The following is a 2,704-nucleotide window of genomic DNA, read 5'->3' as shown; positions in this document are numbered from 1 at the left end:
TTTGATGTGTCTTGGCGCTTAAAAGCAATGTTGTCATTCGGTTAGTCGTCGTAAACCTCACCCCATCAGTGGTTGTCTTTAGCAATTGCATGACTTGCTGCAGTAATCGCAGTTCCATATATTGTGGTTCTGTATATTGATTTAGGATTGTTTCAATTACAAACATCGTACTATTGTAACTACGATTCTCCGGCTGTAAGAGTAATTTATCAATTGCAGCCATGTGAATCGTTAATACCAAATCATAAATATCACTATTCAAAAAATTCTGAAAATTAGCCATGCCAGCAGCGTAACGAACATACAATAATTTGAACTTATCAGCTGAGATGGTCGGTGCAATTAATGCGAAGCCAACCAAGTCAATAAGTGTGAAAGCCTCCAAGGTTACTAAACGCTGGAAAATAGCCTCATCTTGATCTCGTTTGATATTATCTTCACGCAATGCAAGTGCATAGGCAAAAATCAACCGCCGAAAATCGGTATCCTGTTCATCTGATCCGTTCGCACGATCAGTCAATTCCGCAATATCTGTTGTTAACAACCAATGTAGCGTAATATCCTGTAGACACGCTTTATTGGTCAACTGACCCAATTCTGCGAATGATAGGGTCAGCGCGTCCATAATCGTCATAATGTCAAACATCGGCATATCAATTTCACCATCGATAAACCGATAATAGCGGGACTTACTAATGCCCAAATCTGCTATTTGCGCTAAAGAGATATGTTTCTCTCGCCTCACATCATTGATCACTTGACCAATTGTCTTTAACATAGCAAAACTCTCCTCTAAACTCTGCGACTCTCTAAAAAAAGCGGTTCAAAACACTCCTGTTTCAAACCGACTCACGGGGATGTTGCTAGTCCAATTCTTATTAGTAGTGAGAATTGAGGTAAATCAGACTAACAACACCTTTGATTATAACAATACGGCAGTTTTGTCCCGATTATTTCCCGTTTATTAATACATGTCGCTTACTATTTAAGCAGATTGTTGAAAAAAAGGCCACGAAATCGGACTGGAACCAAACAAAAAAGGATGAAGATAACTCGAAAGAATTATCTTCATCCTTAATTTTTCAACTCAATTAGTAAGTGAGTCGCTGGTAATTAAAATTACTCAGCGTCTGAACCCTTACCGTACTTTGAGATGATGTCTTCTTGAACGTTCTTAGGAACAGCTTCGTAGTGGTCAAAGGCCATTTGGAAAGTTCCACGTCCTTGCGTAGCTGAACGCAAAGTCGTTGCATATCCGAACATTTCTGAAAGAGGAACCTTAGCGTGGATCATCATTGAGTTACCACGTTGCTCTTGTCCTTCCAACATACCACGACGGGCAGAAACGTGACCCATTGCATCACCCAAGTTATCCTCAGGAACAACGATGTCAACCTTCATGATTGGCTCCAAGATAACGGCACCAGCAGTCTTTGCAGCTTCCTTCAAAGCCAATGATGCAGCAATCTTAAAGGCAGCTTCTGATGAGTCGACATCGTGGTATGAACCATCGTACAACTTAGCCTTCAAGTCAACCAATGGGAATCCAGCCAAAGGACCATTGTTCAATGAGTCCTTCAAACCAGCTTCAACTGAAGGGATGTATTCACGAGGAACCACACCACCAACGATGGCATCTTCGAACTCGAATCCGGCACCTTCTTCGTTTGGTGAGAATTCAATCCAAACGTCACCGTATTGTCCCTTACCACCTGATTGACGCTTAAAGTAACCACGTGCTTGAACAGTTTGCGTGAATGCTTCACGGTAAGCAACTTGTGGCGCACCAACAGTAGCTTCAACGTTAAATTCACGACGCAAACGGTCAACGATGATGTCCAAGTGCAACTCACCCATTCCTGAGATCAACGTGTCACCAGTTTCTGGGTTCGTCTCAGCACGGAATGATGGGTCTTCTTCAGCCAACTTCTGCAAAGCAGTTGACATCTTGTCTTGGTCAGCCTTCGTCTTTGGCTCGATAGCCAATTGGATAACTGGGTCAGGGAACTCCATTGACTCCAAGATCAATGGGTGATCCGTAGCAGTCAATGAGTCACCAGTCGTCGTATCCTTCAAACCGATCAAGGCAGCGATATCACCTGAGAACACTTCGTCGATTTCAGTACGGTTCGTAGCGTGCATTTGTAGCAAACGACCAACACGCTCACGCTTTCCCTTAGACGTGTTCAAAACGTATGAACCTGACTCCAAAGTACCCGTGTAAACACGAACGAAAGTCAAACGTCCAACGAATGGGTCCGTCATAACCTTAAATGCCAAAGCCGCGAATGGCTTGTCATCGTCGGCAATCAAGTCAACTTCTTCTTCAGTATCTGGGTCCGTTGCGATGTATGGCTTAACGTCCATTGGTGATGGCAAGTAGTCAACAACCGCGTCAAGCATCATTTGCACACCCTTATCCTTGTAGGCTGAACCTGCAAGAACTGGGTAGAACTCCAAAGCGATCGTTGCGCGACGGATAGCAGCCTTCAATTCTGCTTCAGAGATTTCTTCTCCGCCCAAGTACTTTTCCATGATATCGTCATCAACATCAGCGATGGCTTCAACCAATTCGTTGTACTTCTCCTCTGCCAACTCAGCGTAGTCAGCAGGGATTTCGCGCTTCTCCCACTTTTCACCCAAATCATCGATTGGGTACAAAGCAACCTTTTCAATCAAGTCGATGATGGCTTCAAAGTCATCT

Annotated in this window: 2 protein-coding genes; both read right to left on the bottom strand. The window is 43.7% G+C overall.

The window, feature by feature from the left end:
- On the bottom strand, positions 1-778 hold a 778-nt coding region (locus WEIDD23_RS13675), incomplete at its 3' end, for a helix-turn-helix domain-containing protein (protein WP_197458853.1).
- Positions 779-1,119: 341 nt separating this feature from the next.
- A partial coding sequence (fusA, locus tag WEIDD23_RS08305; RefSeq protein ID WP_062358918.1) for an elongation factor G occupies positions 1,120-2,704 on the bottom strand: 1,585 nt, incomplete at its 5' end.

Origin of the sequence: Weissella sp. DD23, from assembly GCF_001579105.1 — a bacterium.
GTDB lineage: Bacteria > Bacillota > Bacilli > Lactobacillales > Lactobacillaceae > Weissella > Weissella cibaria.
This window is presented reverse-complemented; position numbering and strand designations above follow the sequence as displayed.